The sequence below is a fragment of the Acidocella sp. genome (assembly GCF_036489515.1).
In the GTDB taxonomy this organism is placed as follows: Bacteria; Pseudomonadota; Alphaproteobacteria; order Acetobacterales; family Acetobacteraceae; genus Acidocella.
Map to the genome: position 1 here is coordinate 1 of NZ_DASXFO010000091.1, position 16,823 is coordinate 16,823.

A 16,823-nucleotide genomic window follows, 5' to 3' on the forward strand; every position below is an offset into this window, starting at 1 on the left:
AGTACCATGTTCACGGCGACGCGTCGCAGTTCGGCCTGTGTCGATGCAGGGAGTTTGCGGAAATCACGATCGATGGGCATGCCTATGTGATAGCAGCCCACGTCCTATTATGATACCTATTTGCCCGTCCAGTTAGTAAAACAATTGGGCGCCATCTGAGATCCTTCTAGGAGGAAATTTTTAGCCTCGAAATTTCGGATTTCTCTCCAAATTTTTTCCAGATTTGTTGATCAAGGATCGTCATTTCCTGAAGCTTCTTGAACGTCACCTGCGTGGCACCAAGTTTCTCAAGTTCCGCCATTCGTTCCTCAATGTTGTTGAAATCTCCAGCGTTGACCTTAAGATTTTCAAGAGTAGGGGCGGCGGTATTAATTCCGGTTAAAATGCGAACATCATTTTCAAGGTGATGCAGCGCATTCAAGGAATAGATCCCGTCCAGAACGCGGATGTTTTCGCATGCCATATCCACGATTTTTTCGTCGGTTAAATCCTTGTTGAATTTTTGATGGAAAATCAGCTTTTGGCGTGCGTCAAACCGTCGTCCGGCAAAATAATATGCATAGAAATTATTGTAGTGATTATCTAAAAAGGTGCGCATGTCCGGTGGTCCGGCCGAAAAATATTGATCGCAACTTAGTTCAAGAATCGCACGTGGGCCGGCATTTTGTGGAAGACGCAATTGATCGGGCGAGAGTGCCTTAGCCTCTCGAAGCAAATAAAGATAAAAGGAGATGATGCGCGAGACAGGTTCTCTCAAGATGGTAAATGTAAATTTAGGGCCATCTAAGCAATCCAACAGGGACCAATCCATATGGCCGGAGAAAAGCTGATACTGGCGCATCTCGTCGATCGACATCATGATGAGCTGTTCATTGACACGGGCAGGGGAGATTCTATCGGGAGGAACAAAGAACTCTAAAAAATGATGGACAGATTGCCCGGCCGTCTTCGGTATATGCAGGAAAATGATGCGGGGGAAAGGTGGGGCGGACATGGGGTTCTGAGTGCCTCCGAACATTCAAGTCAGCGCGGACAAGAAAATTGCCGAGGGTTCATGGGGCATGACGCCGCTGTCAGCAGTTCTGCTCACATGATCCAGAAACGCTTCCGGCTCGGCGACCGGTGCGCCGGCTAGATCCCAGAACGCATGGCGCCACCACGCCGCGGCCTGCATCCGTGCGGCGATGACGGGTGGGAAGCGCATGCCGCTGATAACCCCGGGGTTTCCTGCGATAATGGCGTAAGGCGGCACGTCCTTTGTCACGACGGCGAAGGGGGTGACGATGGAGCCGTCGCCAATCGTCAATCCCTGTGCGATTAGCGCTCCATATCCGATCCTGACGTCATTGCCGATGACCGTCACTTTGGCTTTTTGCGGCGGGGCATTGGTCCGGAAGTTTTTGGCCTCTTCTACCAACTGGTTAAACACGTGCAGATGGCTTTGGTAGAAGAGCGGCGATGTCGTGCCCCAGGCCGCGGGGTGGGAGCGACGGCCGATCTGCACAGCATCGTCGATGGAGGTGTAGCGGCCGATTTTTACGCCAAAATAATAACCGCTCCGGGCGAAGGAGAAGGCGCCCAGCTCCAGAGAAAATACCGCCTGCATGCGTTTGAGGCTGCAGGGGGGCTCGAAGCTGGAGTTGTCGGGGAGGTGAAAATCGTCGGTGAATTGTGTGGCGACGCCATGTTCCAACAATTGGCGGCGCAGGGGTGCGGTGATCAGCATTGGCAGGTCCCCACTAGCGTGGTCGCACGGCCTTTTTTGTTTCGGCGTGCAATGTGAGCGTCGGCGGCCAAATCACAGCTCCCGCAGCGTGGTCAGATGCAGCGGCTCGGGTCTATAGGGCGCAATCCCGCGCTGAATGGCGGCCTCAACGTGGTCCAGAAACGCTTCCGGATCGGCCACGGGGGCGCCCGGGAGGTCCCAGAAAGCATAATGCCACCAGGCGAGGGCCTGCATGCGCGCGATGGTCTTCGCGGGAAAGCGCAATTTCACGATGCTGGCCGGGTTGCCGGCGACCACCGCATAAGGAGGCACATCCTTGGTGACCACCGCATAGGCGCCGACTACCGCACCGTCGCCGACGGTGACGCCCTGCGAGATGAAGGCGCCATGGCCGATGTAAACGTCGTGACCGATGACGGTCGTCTGCGCTGCATGGTCCGGAGGGGTGAATACGAAGCCCTGGGCTTCCGGCCGATCCTGATCCAGTACTAAACGGTGCGGCTGATAGAAAAGCGGCGAGGTGCTGCCCCAAGTGACCGGATGTGAGCCGCGGCCAATCTGCACGGCCTCGCCAATCGAGGTATAACGACCGATGCTGACGGCGAAATAGTAGCCGCTGACAGCATAGGAGAACGCGCCCATTTCCAGTGAATGTTCGGCCTTCATCCATTTGATGCTGCATGGCGCTTCAAAAATCGTTCTGTCGGGCAGATCGAAAGGCCCATCGTGCAGCGTGGTTACGCCCCGTTTCCCGAGAACCGTCTTAATGTCGGTAGAGATCCGCATGGATGGCTAACCCTCAGCTCACTGGACCGATGGCGCTGAGTATGAGCGTCATTTATGTCGTTGCATAGAGGGAACGTTATTCCGGAGGGAACTTGCCAGAGCGATGTAGCGCGAAACCGAAGCGTGCAGCATTTCGGTTGGGCGATGGAACCTGACAGGATCGGCGAAGGCTTCTTTTTGCGTCGCTTTTTTCAAAAAGCGGCCGCTTCCTTCGTGCTAAGCCCCTGCCGCCGGCATCCGCCGGCGGCAGGGAGGAGCAGAAAACTACTTCATCGCCGCTTGCAGGTTGGCGTCGAGCTTGTCCAGGAAGTCCTGGGTGTTCAGCCAGGGGGCGTCCTTGGAGATCAGCGCTGCCAGGTCCTTGGTCATGAAGCCGGCTTCCACGGTCTCCACGCACACCCGCTCCAGGGTCTGGGCGAAGGCGGTGACGTCCGGCGTGCCGTCGAAGCGGCCGCGATAGATCAGGCCGCGGGTCCAGGCGAAGATCGAGGCGATCGGGTTGGTGGAGGTCTGGCGGCCCTTCTGGTGCTCGCGGTAGTGGCGGGTCACCGTGCCGTGCGCGGCCTCGCTCTCCACCGTGTGGCCATCGGGGCTCAGCAGCACCGAGGTCATCAGGCCGAGGCTGCCGAAGCCCTGGGCTACGATGTCGCTCTCCACGTCGCCGTCATAGTTCTTGCAGGCCCAGACATAGCCGCCGGTCCATTTCAGCGCGCTCGCCACCATGTCGTCGATCAGGCGGTGCTCGTAGGTCAGGCCGGCGGCCTCGAACTGCGCCTTGAACTCGGCGTCGTAGATCTCCTGGAACACGTCCTTGAACATGCCGTCATAGGCCTTCAGGATGGTGTTCTTGGTGGAGAGATAGACCGGGAACTTGCGGGCCAGGCCGTAATTGAAGCTGGCGCGGGCGAAGCCCTCGATCGAGGCCTTGGTGTTGTGCATGCCCATGGCCACGCCCGGGCCTTTGAAATCATGCACGTCCAGCATCATCGGCGCGCTGCCGTCGGCCGGGTGATAGGTCAGCTGCACCTTGCCCGGACCGGGGATCTTGGTCTCGGTGGCGCGGTAGATGTCGCCATAGGCGTGGCGGCCGATGACGATCGGCTCGGACCAGTGCGGCACCAGGCGCGGCACGTTCTTGCAGATGATCGGCTCGCGGAAGATCGTGCCGTCCAGCACGTTGCGGATTGTGCCGTTCGGGCTGCGCCACATTTTCTTGAGCTTGAATTCCTCGACGCGCGCCTCGTCCGGGGTGATGGTGGCGCATTTCACGCCGACGCCGTATTTCTTGGTGGCGTGGGCGGCGTCCAGGGTCACCTGGTCATCGGTCTGATCGCGATATTCGATGCCCAGATCGTAATATTTGAGGTCAATGTCGAGATAGGGGAGGATCAGCTTCTGCTTGATGAAGCCCCAGATGATCCGGGTCATCTCATCGCCGTCCATCTCCACGACGGGCGTTTTTACCTTGATCTTGGCCATATACTCAGCGCTCCTTATTATAGGTGAGGACCTCTCTATCATTCCCGCCGGGCGAGACAACCCTGGGCCGGAGCGGGAAACGCATGGACGGGTTGCGCGCGCCGCGATAGGAAGCCGCTGGAATCAGAGGAGTTGAAAGTCATGAGTGGTCGGATAGCGGCGCGGATCGATTGGGCAAGCGATTGGGACAGAGATGCCGCGCTGACCACCGCGAAACTGCTGCTGGAGATCAAGGCGGTGAATTTCCGCCCCGAGGAGCCCTACACACTGACCTCGGGCTGGAAATCCCCCGTCTATATCGATTGCCGCAAGATCATTTTCTTCCCCCGCGCGCGGGCCAAAATCTGCGATCTCGCGGTCGAGAAGATCAGCCGCTATGTCGGCTATGAGACCATCCAGGCGGTCGCCGGCGGCGAGACAGCCGGCATTCCCTTCGCGGCCTGGATCGCCGAGCGCATGGGCGCGCCGATGGCCTATATCCGCAAGCAGCCGAAAGGCTTCGGCCGCAACGCGCTGATCGAGGGCGACGTGCCGGTGAACATGAACACGCTGCTGGTGGAAGACCTCACCACCGACGGCGGAAGCAAGATTCAGTTCGCCAAGGCGCTGCGCGATGCCGGCGGCATCTGCAACCACACCTTCGTGGTGTTCTTCTACGGCGTGTTCCCCGGCAGCTTCGAGACGCTGGCGAGCATGGATATCGCGCTGCACCATCTCTGCACCTGGTGGGACGTGCTGGAAGCGGCGAAGGACCAGCCTTATTTCTCTGACTCGGCCCTGGCCGGGGTGCGCAAGTTCCTGGAGAACCCAATGGCCTGGTCGGCCGCGCATGGCGGCGTCGCCACCGCGGAAGAGGCGCTGGCGTATAAGCTGGGTAAGGCTAAAAAATAACAGGAAGCAGCCGCTTTTTGAAAAAAGCGGCGCAAAAACTTTTGTTATGCTGGGTCATGGGCTGTGTCGGCGACAACGCCCATGGCCCAAAGTAACAAAGTTTTTTTGCTACTTTTTGTTCACAAAAAGTAGCCTTTCTCTTCGCTTAAGGAGGAACGAAAAATATGGCCAACGCGCCGCAATTGAGTGACTTTCCGGTCCGCAGCCACGACAAACTGCGCTACGGCGACACTGACCGGCAGGGGCACGTCAATAATGCCGTGTTCGTGACGATGTATGAGACCGGCCGCATCGAGATGCTGCTGAGCCAAACCGGGGGCGTGAGCCTGCCGGATGTCAGCTTCGTCATCGCGCGCCTCAGCCTCGACTATCTCGGCGAGATTTTCTGGCCCGGCACGGTGGAAATCGGCACGGCGGTGAAAGCTTTCGGCAACAGCTCGATCACCTTCACCCAGGCCCTGTTCCAGAACGGCAAATGCGTCTCCACGGCCGAGAGCGTGGTGGTGCAAGTCGACAACCGCACCCGCCGCTCCACGCCGCTGAGCGCCGAAGCACGCGAAAAACTCCAGGCGCTGATGCTCAAGTAAGGGAAGGCTACTTTTTGTGAACAAAAAGTAGCAAAAAAACTTTGTTATGCTGGGCCATGGGCAGTGTCGGCGCCAACGCCCATGGCCCAGCAGGCCAAAAATTTTTGCGCCGCTTTTTTAAAAAGCGGCCACTTTCTTCATCCGCCGGTGCGGGATGCCGGCCTCCATGAACGTGTCGCCTTCGGCCACATAGCCAAGCCCGGCATAGAAGGGCAGCGCGTGTTCCTGGGCATTGAGCATGAACACCTGCACGCCGGCCGTCGCCTCGATATGCCGGAACAAAGCAGCGCCGATCCCCTGGCCGCGATATTCGGCCAGCACCGCGACGCGGGTGATTTTTCCGACCGTGCCGTTTTCCTTGAACAGCAGCCGGGCTGTGCCGGCTGGCTGGCCGTCGAGCAGTGCCAGAAAATGCGTGCCTCCGCCGTCGAGCTGGTCGAGTTCCTCCTCGAGCGGAATTTTCTGCTCGTGCACGAACACCGCCATGCGGATGGCGACGCATTGCTCATAGCCCGACCCGGGAAACCGGTGGCTGGCGATGGCCAAGCTCACTGCTGCACCAGCCCGATCACAGTGGTCTGCGGCGGCATGTTGGGCAACAGGGTTGGCCAGCGCGTCGCCGGATGGTCGAAGCTTGCTTGCGGCGTGGCGCCGGGATGCCGTGCCACGCTGAAAATCGTTCTGGTGAGCATGTCGAACGCCGCCCCGCCGATCGCCGCACCGATTGGCGCGAGATAGGCCGGGCTGAGCAGAAACCGGCTCGGCCCGTTCGTCTGCATGATGAACAGCCCGTCCGCGGTATCGGACACATGCCCCTTCTGGTCGGTGCCGATCCAGAGCTGGCCCAGAGGGTCGAGATTGAGCGTGCGCGGGTTTTTCAACCATGCGGTCGAGCCGGCGGTGTATTGCGCCAGCGGCGCGTTCGCCGGATTGCCCGCGACGAGCGCCAGATTGCCGGCGAAGTGCGGCGCCGTCACATCGCCGTTGGGCGGCGTGAAAAGCAGAATATGGCCGTTATCGTCGCCGGTGCGGGGATTCAGTGCATCGGCCGAGTCGCGCGCCGGGTTGCCGCCGCAGGCGAGATAGAGGCCGCTATTGCCGGGCACGATGGCGATGCCGCCAGGCCCGTCGAAGGGCGAGCCGCCGGCATTGGCGGCGGCGTTGATCGTGGCGGCGAGGCTGGGGATGTCGGAGCCGAGATCCACCCAGGTGATGTCGCTGCCGTTGATCTGTGCCACCGACAGCGTGCCCGCCTCGAACGCGGAGCCATCGGTCGCTGGTGCTGCGGAGATGAAGCGGAACAGAAAACCGGCAGGGGCATCCTGGCTCATGAACACGACGGCGCGGCCGTCCGGCGTCGTGGTCACGGCGATTCCCGCACGGGGAAGACGGCCGAGGCCGGTATGTTTCACGGGAAACGAGCTGGGGTCGAGCGGATTGAATTCCGCCACCCAGCCGAAGCGCGGTCCGTCCGCCGGGTCGGCGTAGCCATAATCGGTTGACGCCAGCCGTGCCAGCCATGGCGCGGGATCGCCCTCGGCCAGCAGCGCGGTGCCCCAGGGCGTGGTGCAGCCGGCTTGCGGCGCCAGCACGCCTTGCACCGTGCTGCCGATGGCGGCGGCGACGGGACCGGAAATCTGGCACAGCGTGCCATCGGTGAGGCGGCGGGACTGGTAGCCGCCATCAACAGTCATCCAGCGGCCGGAGAGATATTGCAGGTTCAGCACCGTGGCGCCCTGCAGCCGCCCGGCCACGGCAGGCTGGTCGATCCCACCCGGAAACACCATGCGCGCCGGTGCGTCGGGGTTGGCCAGAACCATCACCAGGCGCGGAATGCCATCCTGCGCCGGGGGCGGGTTGATCAGCGCGGTGATCGTCGCGTCATAGGGAAACTGCGTGCCAGCCTCCAGCGGCGTCAGCGGATCAGGGTCGAAGGGCGGCGCGTTCGGCAACACGCCATCGCCCCAGCGGGCGATCACCAGCCGCTGAAAATCACCCGCCACCGTGTCGTCAAGTTTCGGCGCCTGGAAGGAAGCCGCCGGATCCGTCGCCAAAACCGATTGCGCCCGCGCCGTGCCGGCGAGGGCTGCTGCCGATAAGCCACCGAGCAGGGTGCGGCGGCTTATCGCGAGGCTAGAGTCCGCCATCGCTGTTGACGCCGCCGATATTGCCCGAGCCACCCTCGCCGCCGAGGCCGCTGGCCCCGCCCAGTCCGCTGGGGCTGACACCATTGGTGCCGATGCCCGGATTGTAGCTGCCCACGCCGCCGATCAGCTGCTGCAGGAAACCGGCATGGCCACCCGGCACCGGTGTCTGCGCGCCGTCCATGGCGACGTTCAGCCCGTTTTTCAGGTCGCGCTGGGAGATCGACTTCAACACGCCGTTATTATCGAAGGTCAGCACCACGACATGCTGCTGCTTCACGCCCGTGGTGTTGCCGATGCGCATTTTCGTCACCTGGCTCACATACACCCAGTTGTTAGGGGCGAACTGTTCCTGGAAGGTCGGCGGCCCCAGGAGCGCCTGGGCATCCGCTTGCTGCGAGATGCCGGGGGTGAGTTCGTTCAGTTCGTGTTGCGAAACGGGGATGCCGCGATATTGCGGTTCGTTGGCGAACAGCGCGCAGCCCGGAAGGGCAAGAAGAGCGCAGAACAGGCCGAGCATAGGCAGCGGGGCAGGGCGCACGGAAAATCCTTCGAGACGGTAATCAAAGGTTGGGTCTCACGGCTGGGGCTTACGTGTCAATGTACACCCTCTAGAGCATGATCGTTTTAGATCAATCATGCTCTAGTTTTTTTGCACGAGCGATTCCATCGCTCAATCGAACCGCTGCGCGATTCGATTTCAAGCGATATCGCTCTATATGAGTGTTATGGAGCAAGTTTTTAGCCGGACGATCAGGGCCGGACATATTAAAGAGGCGGCGCAGGAGCATGTGGTGGTGGCCGACGAGGCTGCCCGGGCGGCTTTGGCGGGCCCGTATGGGCTTGAGGGAATCGCGCTGTTGCGCGGCGCCTTCGTGCTGCGGCATGAGCAAGGCGGGGTGATCGCCGCCACGCTTGCGATGCAGGCCAGGGTGACGCAGACCTGCGTGGTCACGCTGGAGCCTTTCGAGACGCGGATCGACGAGCGCAGCACGCTCCGATTCGTGCCCGCGCGAACCGTGCCGGAAGGCGAGGAGGAGGAGCTGGATCCGGAAACCCTCGAAGGGCCGGACGAAATCCCTTATACAAATGACATGATCGATCTCGGCGCCGCTTTGGCCGAGCAGCTGGCGCTGGCGCTCGACCCGTATCCGCGTAAACCCGGCGCCGAACTGCCGGAGGAATACCGCGGCGAGCCGGAGAACCCGTTCGCGGCGCTGGCCGCGAAGTTTGGCAAGGATAAGGGCTGAAGAACCCGCCTTCGCCTGGAGCCCGTCCTGCTTCAGGCGCGAACGGTCCGGTGCGGGGGAGACGCTTTCCCGCATTCGCTGGCTCGTATGACTTGCGGCACGGCGATGGCTCTGCTACGCCGCGCGACTGTATCGTTTTCTATGTCCTTTTAAGGTGTCTAGCAGCCATGGCCGTTCCTAAACGTAAAACTTCCCCGTCGCGCGCCGGCATGCGCCGCAGCCATCAGGCGCTGCGCGCCGAAGCGCATGCGGAATGCGCCAATTGCGGTGAGCTGAAGCGTCCGCACCATGTGTGCAGCCATTGCGGCCATTACGACAACCGTGAAGTCGTCGCCTCTGGCAAGACCGCCAAGGGTGTCGTTCGCGTCTAAACGCCTCAGGCTAACGAGGCCGGCAGGGGTAAGCGTCCTCAAGGGTATGCAATGAGCCGGAACCAGATACTGGCCGTGGATGCCATGGGTGGGGACCACGCGCCGGAAGCGATTATTGCCGGGCTGGATCTGGCCGCCGAGCGGCATCCGCAGGCGACCTTTCTCCTGTTTGGCGATGAAGCCGTTCTGCGGCCGCTGGTCGACAAGACCAAGCGGCTGCGGAAGCAGGCGGTATTGCACCATGCGGCTGAGCTTGTGGGCGGCGACATGAAGCCGACTGTGGCGTTGCGCCTGCGCGACTCCTCGATGCGTCGGGCGATCGATGCCGTGATGAACGGCGAGGCCGCCGGCGTGATCTCGGCCGGCAATACCGGGGCGCTGCTCGCCCTTTCGAAAATTGTTTTGAAGACCCTGAAGGGCATCGACCGCCCGGCGATGGCGGCGATTGCCCCCTCGTCCAAGGGCGATGTGGTCATGCTCGATCTCGGGCTCAACGTCATTTGTGACGCCCGCAACCTGGTTGAATTCGCCCTGATGGGCCAGATGTTCGCGCGCATCGTGCTGGGGCTTCCGGCGCCCACCTTTGGCCTGCTGAACATCGGCTCCGAAGAGGGCAAGGGTCACGAGAGCCTGCGCAGCGCCGCCGCCACCTTGCGCGAAAGCCCGATCGGCAAACAGTTTTATGGATTCGTCGAGGGTCACGACATCGCCGCCGGCACGGTGGACGTGGTGGTAACCGACGGCTTTACCGGCAATGTGGCGCTGAAGACGGGTGAGGGGGCGCTGAAACTGGTCGGCGAGCTTCTCAAGCGCGTCTTCACCTCCGGCCCGTTCGCCCGCGCCGGCTACATCCTCGCCCGTGGCGGCCTCAACCGGCTGCGTGAATGGCTGGACCCGCGCCGCTATAACGGCGCCGTGCTGCTCGGCCTCAACGGCGTGGTGGTGAAATCCCATGGCGGCACCGATGCGCTGGGTTTTGCCCATGCCGTGGATGTCGCGCTCGATATGGTCGGTAACGATTTTAACAGCCGCATCGCGGAAGGGTTGGCCGCCATGGACAGCGCCCTCCTCTCCGCCGCAGCAGAAGCCGACAGCCATGAGTGAGCCGCGCCGCGCCGTTCTGGCGGGAACCGGTTCCTATCTGCCGGAGCAGATCGTCACCAATGCGCAGATGGCCGAGCGGGTCGACACGTCCGACGAATGGATCACCGAGCGCACCGGCATCCGCCAGCGGCATTTTGCAGCCCCGCACGAGACGGCCGCCTATATGGGGGCGGAAGCCGCGCGCCGCGCCCTGGCGCAGGCCGGCATGACGCCCGCGGATGTCGGCGCCATCATCGTCGCGACGTCCACCCCTGACCAGGCTTTCCCCGCCACTGCCGTGCACATTCAGGCCGCACTGGGCGCTAAAAACGCCTTTGGCTTCGATCTGGCGGCCGCCTGTTCGGGGTTCATTTATGGGCTTTCGGTGGCCGATGCGATGATCCGCGCCGGCCAGGTGAGCGCGGTTCTGGTGATCGGCTCGGAAGTTTATTCGCGCATCATCGATTTTAACGACCGCGGCACCTGTGTGTTATTCGGCGACGGTGCCGGGGCGGCGTTGCTGCGCGCCGATGACAGCGGCAGCGGCGCCGGGCTGCTCTCCACCCATTTGCATGCCGACGGCACCCTCGCGGACATTCTCTATGTCGACGGCGCTACTGGTCAGCGTGACAAATCCGCCTATCTGGTGATGAACGGCCGCGAGGTTTTTCGCCACGCGGTGACGTTGCTGGCGGCTGCGGTCAATGAAGCTTTGACGACGAACAACCTGACTCCAAACGATATTGATTGGCTGGTGCCGCATCAGGCGAACCGCCGGATCATCGATGGTGTCGGCCGCAAGCTGGGTCTGCCTATGGGCCGTGTGGTCGTTACGGTAGACCAGCACGCCAATACCTCGGCGGCCAGCATTCCCCTGGCGCTCGACCTGGCGCGGCGCGACGGCCGCATCCAGCCCGGCCAGCTGGTGTTGTTGGAGGCGCTGGGCGGCGGTCTAACCTGGGGTTCAGCCCTGCTGCGTTTATGACCAAATCGTAAATCGGGTTGACCCCCGAAAAACGCGTGCTAATCTTTGAAAATGAACACTTTGACGCGCGCGCAGCTCACCGAGGCGATCTACGCTACCGTTGGCTTGTCTCGTAACGAATCCGCCGATCTTCTGGAGTTGATGCTAACCCGCATCTCCGATGCGCTTACGGTTGGCAAATCCGTCAAGATCAGTGGGTTCGGAACTTTTTCTGTAAGGCAGAAGGGGCGGCGCATTGGCCGCAACCCGAAGACGGGCGTGGAAGTGCCGATTTTGCCGCGCCGGGTGCTGGTGTTCCGTCCCAGCCAGATGCTGCGCGAGGCGGTGAACGCCGTGCCGGCTTCCGCCAATCAGGATTGACCTTATTTTATGGTAGATGAAGATTTTCCGGGCGATGAGGAGGAATTTTCCGACGCCCATCCGGAAGCGCCGCGCGGTAAGCCGCGCAAGACCGCCGATGCGTTTCGCACCATCAGCGAGGTCGCGGACGAGCTGCATGTGCCGCAGCACGTGCTGCGCTTCTGGGAGACCAAGTTTCCGCAGGTCCGGCCGCTGAAGCGCGGCGGCGGCCGGCGCTATTACCGGCCCGAGGACGTGCTGTTGCTGCGGCGCGTCGCCGATTTGCTCTATACCCAGGGCTACACGATCAAGGGCGTGCAGCGTCTCTTACGCGAAGGCGGCGGGGCTCTGCATGAGCATATTCCGCCCGCTTCGGAGGAAGAGCGTCAGGCCGCCGAGGCGGAGCGCCATAGCGGCGTCACCGAAGCCGCCCCGAAAAAAATTTTTACGCCACCGCAGCCGGCAATGCCGGGCCTGCTGCCGGAGCCGGAGCCCGAACATAACATCGAGGCACAGCGCCCGGCGCCAAGCCGCGCCGCGGGTCGGCACAAGGTCGAGCAGGAAAACGAGCGGCTGCGCTCCTTGCTGGCCGAGACGCTGCAGGCGCTGGAAGAACTGCGCCGGATGATCGGCTGAGGAAGGGAAGGGAAGGCTACTTTTTGTGAACAAAAAGTAGCAAAAAAACTTTATTAATCTGGGCCTGGGGCGTTGTCGCCGACACAGCCCATTACCCAGCATAACAAAAGTTTTTGCGCCGCTTTTTTCAAAAAGCGGCCGCTTTCTTCTCCCCGATATAGTCGGTGCCTCTTGGCCTGCAGCGACATAGTTGCTACAGGCAGCGCATGATCGGAGCGTAGCGCAGCCTGGTAGCGCATCAGTCTGGGGGACTGGGGGTCGTGGGTTCGAATCCCGCCGCTCCGACCAAATAAGCCGATGAGTTCGGGACGCCAGGGCCACCGGCTGAACGTCCGAAACCGCGCGAGCCACGAACCGAGTTGCGGGGAAGGGCTTGTATGATCGGCGACGTGATCCGTCATCTCTTCGACATTCCCCCTGCCACGGCGCAAGGGCTCGGATACATCGCGAGCGTACTGGTATTTCTCACCTTCTCGCTTACGGAAATGCGATGGCTGCGCGTTGCCGCGATCGGCAGCAATGTCGCGTTCATTTTCTATGCCGGAAGTGGCGGCATGGTGCCGATTTTCATCCTGCACGCGCCGCCGTGGATTTCGACACCGTGCTGAGCATGACCGGCGATCGCGGCGCGTGGGTCGAGCAAATGCGCGCCGACCTAATCTCGACCGAGGCCGGGACCGTGCACGGCCACTACCGCGCGGTTTACGCCATCACCGCGGCCTACGAGCAGATCGTCTGGCTGCTCCGGCGCTATGTGCTGCTGGTGCAGTCCGCGGTCGGAACCCAAGCGCCCAGGAGTGCGGAATTCGCCGGCGCCCAGTTCGAGAAGGCGGTCTGATCAGGCAGACGAAAGCGGCCGCTTTTTAAAAAAAGCGACGCAAAAATTTTTGCTTCGCTGGGCCTGAGGCGTTGTCGCAGACGCAGCCCATGGCCCAGATTAGCAAAGTTTTTTTGCTACTTTTTGTTCACAAAAAGTAGCCTTCCCCTTTGCTAATCTCTTTCGCGCAATCGCTGTGTTAGTTTTACTGTCGGAACAACAAAAAACCTTTCACACAGAGTTCTTTATGACGCCTTGAACTGACTTGTGAATTCATCTACCCTACCATTCTAGAGGCTAAATATATCAACCGTACCGTGATCGATCAGTCTTTCGGAAGGTATCTGTAGATCATCTTGTCAGCGGCATCTGCAGCGGACGGTGATAGGCGGGAGAAGTGGACTAATGACGTCTTGGTCGCAAAGCGGCGCAGAAGCATTTGAGAATAGGCTACATGTCAAAGTTGGGATGGCGCCTTGCCCGGAGAGCGCAATTCAATTCCCCAAGGCAGCGGGTTCGAACCGGGCGCGCATGACGCGAAATAATCCAGTTCGGATTGCCGGCGCCGCCTTATTGTTTCCATCGACAAATTTGGTTGATCACTCATGAAGTTACCGTGCCGACATGTCTGGGCTCGCATGGCTCGACAAATGATTTGTCTGCCTATGCTGTTCCTCGCCGGATGCGTGCCGGCTTCGTACAGGCTGTTCCACCCCAATGGCCCCATTGCGAATCTGGAATTGCGATCCACGATCGTCGATGTCGCGGTCATGCTGGTGATCATCCTGCCGGTGGCGGTGCTCATTTGCGTGTTCATGTGGCGCTACCGTAAGTCGGCAAACGCCGCCTATGATCCGCATTGGTCGCACTCCCTGACGCTCGAAATTCTGGTCTGGGCGGTGCCCCTGGTCACGGTGGCCGTGCTCGCATTTTTCTCTTATGAGACCACCTTGGCGGTGAACCCTTATGGGCCCGCGGTGCTCGGCGGTGCCGATGCGGCGCCCAAGGTGCGCATGGCAAGCGTCGCGCCGGCAATGCCAGGAATGGTTATGCAAACTCCGGACCCATCTCCCGCAGGGCCGTTACAAATTGATGTGATTACGACGGATTGGCAGTGGTTCTTTATTTATCCGCAGCTTCACATTGCGACGATCGATGAACTGGTCGTGCCGCAGGGGAGAGACGTGGAGTTCCACATGACGTCCGCGACGGTGGTGAACGACTTTTTTGTTCCTGAACTGGTGCCCATGATGGACGTCATGCCGGGAATGCAGACACTCGATATGTTCAGGGCCAAAAACACCGGAACTTACGAAGGTTTTTCTGCCGATTTCAGCGGGGCCGGATTTGCCTGGATGCAGTTCGCGGCACGCGTCGTGACGCCTCAGGACTATGCCGGCTGGGTGTCATCGGTTCAGGCCTCTCCGGATCATTTGTCCTATGCCGACTTTGAGCGTTTGGCGCAGACAACGATCAATATCGGCGCCAAACCGTCCTATTTTTCGGCGGTCCAGGACGGTTTGCTCGCTCATGTCTATGACGAGGTCCGCAACGGGAAGGTCTATCCGGTTCCGGACAATCTGACCGAGACGATGACAGCCAACGCGACAAACTAACGCAAGGCCGAAAACTAGATTTGAGTCGATAAGAAAGGTCTAATCAGTGCCTGTTCATCTCCAGGGGGCGTGGTCTTTACTATTCGGGAGGCTGACGCTTTCCGCAATTCCCTACGACAGTGGAATCCTCATTGGGGCATTTGCCTTTTCGGCAATTGCCGGGTTGGCGATTGTCATTCCGACGATCTACTATGGAAAAGTCGGATATCTATTCCGTGAATGGCTGACCACCGTCGATCACAAAAAAATCGGCGTGATGTATATTCTGCTTGGTCTTGTGATGATGTTCCGCGGCTTTGCCGACGGCTTCATGATCCGGACCCAGCAGGTCATGGCCGATGGTCCGCATTCCCCGGGCTATATGGGCTCGCTTCACGGTTACCTTCCGCCCTTTCACTTCGACCAGATCTATAGTTCTCATGGAACAATCATGATCTTGTTCGCCGTCACGCCGATCTTGACGGGGCTTGGAAATATCGTTGTTCCGCTGCAGATCGGCGCGCGCGATATGGCCTTTCCGGTCATGAATGCGATCAGTCTTTGGCTGACCGCGGTCGGCGCTGCACTGGTCATGGCGTCACTCTTTATCGGGACATTCTCGGATGCCGGCTGGGTCGGCTTGGCTCCGCTCACGGAGTTGCCCTATAGCCCCGGTGTCGGCGTCGATTACTGGATGTGGGCGATCCAGATCTCCAGCATCGGTACGACGCTGAACGCCATCAACATCATTGCAACCATCGTCGGCATGCGCGCACCTGGCATGACCTGGGGGCGCATCCCCATCTTCACCTGGACCACGCTGTCGACCAACATCATTGGCTTGACGGCATTCCCCGTGCTCGGTGTGGCTTTGGCATTGCTCGGTGCCGACCGCTACCTGGGGACACATTTTTATACCGCCGGACAAGGCGGGAATCTGATGCTGTACACGGATCTGTTCTGGATCTGGGGCCACCCCGAGGTGTATTTCCTCGTGCTTCCCGCATTCGGCGTGATTTCCGAGGTGATCCCGACCTTCTCTGAAAAGCCGCTGTTCGGATATTTTACGATGGTTGCCGCCACCTTCGCCATTGCGGGTGTCTCCTGGGCGGTTTGGCTGCACCACTTCTTCACCATGGGGGCGGGACCTTACGTCAACACCTTCTTCAGTGTGGCGACGATGCTGGTCGGCATCCCGACGGGTGTCAAAGTATTCAACTGGCTGTTCACACTTTATCGCGGCCGGTTGACGTACGACACGCCGATGCTCTGGGCGCTTGGGGCGTTATTCCTGCTGTTGGTCGGTGGCCTGACGGGTATGATGCTGGCCGTTCCGGCGATCGATTATACCGTACATAATAGCGTGTTTGTCATTGCTCACTTTCACTGCATGGTCTTGCTGATCGCCTATGCAATCTTCGCGGCAGTCGCTTATTGGTTCCCGAAGGTGTTCGGTTTCAAACTCGATGAGCGTAGTGGAAAACTGTTCTTTGCGACCTTCTCGCTGGGCACGACGCTGACCTTCGTCGCGATGTTTGCCTTGGGCTTCCAGGGAGAAACGCGCCGGCTCGATTACCTGTTCGATCCGCAATGGAAACCGCTGCTGATCGTCGAAGAAATCGGCATCTTCCTGTATTGCGCCTCGTGCTATTATTTTGCGAAGATGCTTTACGTGAGCATACGCGACCGCGCGAAGAACAAGGTTGGCGCCGATCCCTGGCACAGCTCGCGCACCTTGGAATGGCTGACCCATTCGCCGGTGCCGTATTACAACTTTGCGGTCATGCCGCAGGTGAATGCCTTGGACGAGCTTGCCTGGCGTCGTGAACGGGGCGTTCATGAAGTGGGTCCGGATCATTATGAGCCGATCCATATGCCAAAAAATTCCGTGATCCCCTTGATCATTGGCGTGTTCGCATTCGGCTTTGGCTTCGGCATGGTCTGGCGCATCTGGTGGATGGCGGCGATCTCGCTTCTTGTGATTATTGCGACGATCATTATCCGTTCCTTTATCCGCAGCCCTGGATATGAGATTTCGGCCGCGGAATTGGCACAGATGGAAGCAAGAGACGAAGCGGTCGGCATTCTCTCGGACTCTGAAGGTCAAACGCTTGGCGTGGAGGCAAAGGCTTAA

Annotated in this window: 19 protein-coding genes and 1 tRNA gene; 13 read left to right on the forward strand and 7 right to left on the reverse strand. The window is 60.2% G+C overall.

The window, feature by feature from the left end:
- Positions 1 to 166: 166 nt before the first annotated feature.
- The 4 genes from VGG47_RS13045 to VGG47_RS13060 form a co-directional block, all read right to left on the reverse strand.
- Positions 167 to 994: a sulfotransferase family 2 domain-containing protein gene (locus tag VGG47_RS13045; protein ID WP_331539248.1), complete on the reverse strand. Its 828-nt coding sequence runs from the start codon at positions 992 to 994 to the stop codon at positions 167 to 169.
- Positions 995 to 1,018: 24 nt separating this feature from the next.
- Positions 1,019 to 1,726 (reverse strand): CatB-related O-acetyltransferase, encoded by a 708-nt coding sequence (locus VGG47_RS13050; protein WP_331539250.1) that lies wholly within the window; start codon positions 1,724 to 1,726, stop codon positions 1,019 to 1,021.
- Between the two features lie 72 nt (positions 1,727 to 1,798).
- Complete coding sequence (locus VGG47_RS13055; protein ID WP_331539252.1) at positions 1,799 to 2,512, reverse strand: CatB-related O-acetyltransferase; 714 nt, start codon at positions 2,510 to 2,512, stop codon at positions 1,799 to 1,801.
- 264 nt (positions 2,513 to 2,776) lie between these two features.
- The gene (locus VGG47_RS13060; RefSeq protein WP_331539254.1) at positions 2,777 to 3,991 is read right to left on the reverse strand and encodes an NADP-dependent isocitrate dehydrogenase; all 1,215 of its coding nucleotides are present in this window, start codon (positions 3,989 to 3,991) and stop codon (positions 2,777 to 2,779) included.
- Positions 3,992 to 4,132: 141 nt separating this feature from the next.
- Between VGG47_RS13060 and VGG47_RS13065 the strand changes: the two genes are divergently transcribed.
- Together VGG47_RS13065 and VGG47_RS13070 are read left to right on the forward strand one after the other, a co-directional pair.
- A complete protein-coding gene (locus tag VGG47_RS13065) occupies positions 4,133 to 4,882 on the forward strand; it encodes an orotate phosphoribosyltransferase (RefSeq protein ID WP_331539256.1) in 750 nt (249 codons plus the stop codon).
- A 164-nt stretch (positions 4,883 to 5,046) separates the two neighbouring features.
- Positions 5,047 to 5,469 carry an acyl-CoA thioesterase gene (locus VGG47_RS13070; RefSeq protein WP_331539258.1) on the forward strand — a complete coding sequence of 141 codons (423 nt, stop codon included), beginning with the start codon at positions 5,047 to 5,049 and terminating at the stop codon, positions 5,467 to 5,469.
- A 117-nt stretch (positions 5,470 to 5,586) separates the two neighbouring features.
- On the opposite strand, the gene VGG47_RS13075 is transcribed toward VGG47_RS13070, so the two are convergent.
- The 3 genes from VGG47_RS13075 to VGG47_RS13085 are packed head-to-tail and all read right to left on the reverse strand — an operon-like array spanning position 5,587 to position 8,154.
- The gene (locus VGG47_RS13075; protein ID WP_331539260.1) at positions 5,587 to 6,021 is read right to left on the reverse strand and encodes a GNAT family N-acetyltransferase; all 435 of its coding nucleotides are present in this window, start codon (positions 6,019 to 6,021) and stop codon (positions 5,587 to 5,589) included.
- Positions 6,018 to 7,616, reverse strand: coding sequence for a PhoX family protein (locus tag VGG47_RS13080; RefSeq protein ID WP_331539262.1), 1,599 nt, complete (start codon positions 7,614 to 7,616; stop codon positions 6,018 to 6,020). The genes VGG47_RS13075 and VGG47_RS13080 overlap by 4 nt, the downstream gene beginning before the upstream one ends.
- Positions 7,603 to 8,154, reverse strand: coding sequence for an outer membrane protein assembly factor BamE (locus VGG47_RS13085; protein WP_331539264.1), 552 nt, complete (start codon positions 8,152 to 8,154; stop codon positions 7,603 to 7,605). The genes VGG47_RS13080 and VGG47_RS13085 overlap by 14 nt, the downstream gene beginning before the upstream one ends.
- A gap of 187 nt (positions 8,155 to 8,341) precedes the next feature.
- Here VGG47_RS13085 and VGG47_RS13090 point away from each other — a divergent pair, with 187 nt between their 5' ends.
- From VGG47_RS13090 to VGG47_RS13140, 11 genes are all read left to right on the forward strand, one after another.
- Positions 8,342 to 8,863, forward strand: coding sequence for a YceD family protein (locus VGG47_RS13090; protein WP_331539266.1), 522 nt, complete (start codon positions 8,342 to 8,344; stop codon positions 8,861 to 8,863).
- Between the two features lie 167 nt (positions 8,864 to 9,030).
- Positions 9,031 to 9,234: a 50S ribosomal protein L32 gene (gene rpmF, locus VGG47_RS13095; protein ID WP_331539268.1), complete on the forward strand. Its 204-nt coding sequence runs from the start codon at positions 9,031 to 9,033 to the stop codon at positions 9,232 to 9,234.
- A 51-nt stretch (positions 9,235 to 9,285) separates the two neighbouring features.
- Complete coding sequence (plsX, locus tag VGG47_RS13100; RefSeq protein ID WP_331539270.1) at positions 9,286 to 10,338, forward strand: phosphate acyltransferase PlsX; 1,053 nt, start codon at positions 9,286 to 9,288, stop codon at positions 10,336 to 10,338.
- Positions 10,331 to 11,302, forward strand: a complete 972-nt coding sequence (locus VGG47_RS13105) for a beta-ketoacyl-ACP synthase III (protein ID WP_331539272.1) — start codon at positions 10,331 to 10,333, stop codon at positions 11,300 to 11,302. The genes plsX and VGG47_RS13105 overlap by 8 nt, the downstream gene beginning before the upstream one ends.
- A 51-nt stretch (positions 11,303 to 11,353) precedes the next feature.
- Positions 11,354 to 11,662, forward strand: a complete 309-nt coding sequence (locus VGG47_RS13110; protein ID WP_408842073.1) for an integration host factor subunit alpha — start codon at positions 11,354 to 11,356, stop codon at positions 11,660 to 11,662.
- Between the two features lie 9 nt (positions 11,663 to 11,671).
- The gene (locus tag VGG47_RS13115) at positions 11,672 to 12,277 is read left to right on the forward strand and encodes a MerR family transcriptional regulator (protein WP_331539276.1); all 606 of its coding nucleotides are present in this window, start codon (positions 11,672 to 11,674) and stop codon (positions 12,275 to 12,277) included.
- Positions 12,278 to 12,488: 211 nt separating this feature from the next.
- Positions 12,489 to 12,565: transfer RNA gene (locus VGG47_RS13120), tRNA-Pro, on the forward strand.
- A gap of 89 nt (positions 12,566 to 12,654) precedes the next feature.
- The gene (locus VGG47_RS13125) at positions 12,655 to 12,885 is read left to right on the forward strand and encodes a hypothetical protein (protein WP_331539278.1); all 231 of its coding nucleotides are present in this window, start codon (positions 12,655 to 12,657) and stop codon (positions 12,883 to 12,885) included.
- On the forward strand, positions 12,864 to 13,115 hold the full coding sequence (locus tag VGG47_RS13130; protein ID WP_331539280.1) for a hypothetical protein: 252 nt from the start codon (positions 12,864 to 12,866) through the stop codon (positions 13,113 to 13,115). Before VGG47_RS13125 ends, VGG47_RS13130 begins: the two co-directional genes overlap by 22 nt.
- 644 nt (positions 13,116 to 13,759) lie before the next feature.
- Positions 13,760 to 14,710, forward strand: coding sequence for a ubiquinol oxidase subunit II (locus VGG47_RS13135; RefSeq protein WP_331539282.1), 951 nt, complete (start codon positions 13,760 to 13,762; stop codon positions 14,708 to 14,710).
- Between the two features lie 46 nt (positions 14,711 to 14,756).
- Positions 14,757 to 16,823, forward strand: coding sequence for a cbb3-type cytochrome c oxidase subunit I (locus VGG47_RS13140; protein ID WP_331539284.1), 2,067 nt, complete (start codon positions 14,757 to 14,759; stop codon positions 16,821 to 16,823).

Coding starts and splice junctions, on each gene's coding strand:
- VGG47_RS13045 (WP_331539248.1), bottom strand. CDS start 994: ATGTCCGCCCCACCTTTCCCCCGCATCATTTTCCTGCATATACCGAAG.
- VGG47_RS13050 (WP_331539250.1), bottom strand. CDS start 1,726: ATGCTGATCACCGCACCCCTGCGCCGCCAATTGTTGGAACATGGCGTC.
- VGG47_RS13055 (WP_331539252.1), bottom strand. CDS start 2,512: ATGCGGATCTCTACCGACATTAAGACGGTTCTCGGGAAACGGGGCGTA.
- VGG47_RS13060 (WP_331539254.1), bottom strand. CDS start 3,991: ATGGCCAAGATCAAGGTAAAAACGCCCGTCGTGGAGATGGACGGCGAT.
- VGG47_RS13065 (WP_331539256.1), top strand. CDS start 4,133: ATGAGTGGTCGGATAGCGGCGCGGATCGATTGGGCAAGCGATTGGGAC.
- VGG47_RS13070 (WP_331539258.1), top strand. CDS start 5,047: ATGGCCAACGCGCCGCAATTGAGTGACTTTCCGGTCCGCAGCCACGAC.
- VGG47_RS13080 (WP_331539262.1), bottom strand. CDS start 7,616: ATGGCGGACTCTAGCCTCGCGATAAGCCGCCGCACCCTGCTCGGTGGC.
- VGG47_RS13090 (WP_331539266.1), top strand. CDS start 8,342: ATGGAGCAAGTTTTTAGCCGGACGATCAGGGCCGGACATATTAAAGAG.
- rpmF (WP_331539268.1), top strand. CDS start 9,031: ATGGCCGTTCCTAAACGTAAAACTTCCCCGTCGCGCGCCGGCATGCGC.
- plsX (WP_331539270.1), top strand. CDS start 9,286: ATGAGCCGGAACCAGATACTGGCCGTGGATGCCATGGGTGGGGACCAC.
- VGG47_RS13105 (WP_331539272.1), top strand. CDS start 10,331: ATGAGTGAGCCGCGCCGCGCCGTTCTGGCGGGAACCGGTTCCTATCTG.
- VGG47_RS13110 (WP_408842073.1), top strand. CDS start 11,354: ATGAACACTTTGACGCGCGCGCAGCTCACCGAGGCGATCTACGCTACC.
- VGG47_RS13115 (WP_331539276.1), top strand. CDS start 11,672: ATGGTAGATGAAGATTTTCCGGGCGATGAGGAGGAATTTTCCGACGCC.
- VGG47_RS13125 (WP_331539278.1), top strand. CDS start 12,655: ATGATCGGCGACGTGATCCGTCATCTCTTCGACATTCCCCCTGCCACG.
- VGG47_RS13135 (WP_331539282.1), top strand. CDS start 13,760: ATGCTGTTCCTCGCCGGATGCGTGCCGGCTTCGTACAGGCTGTTCCAC.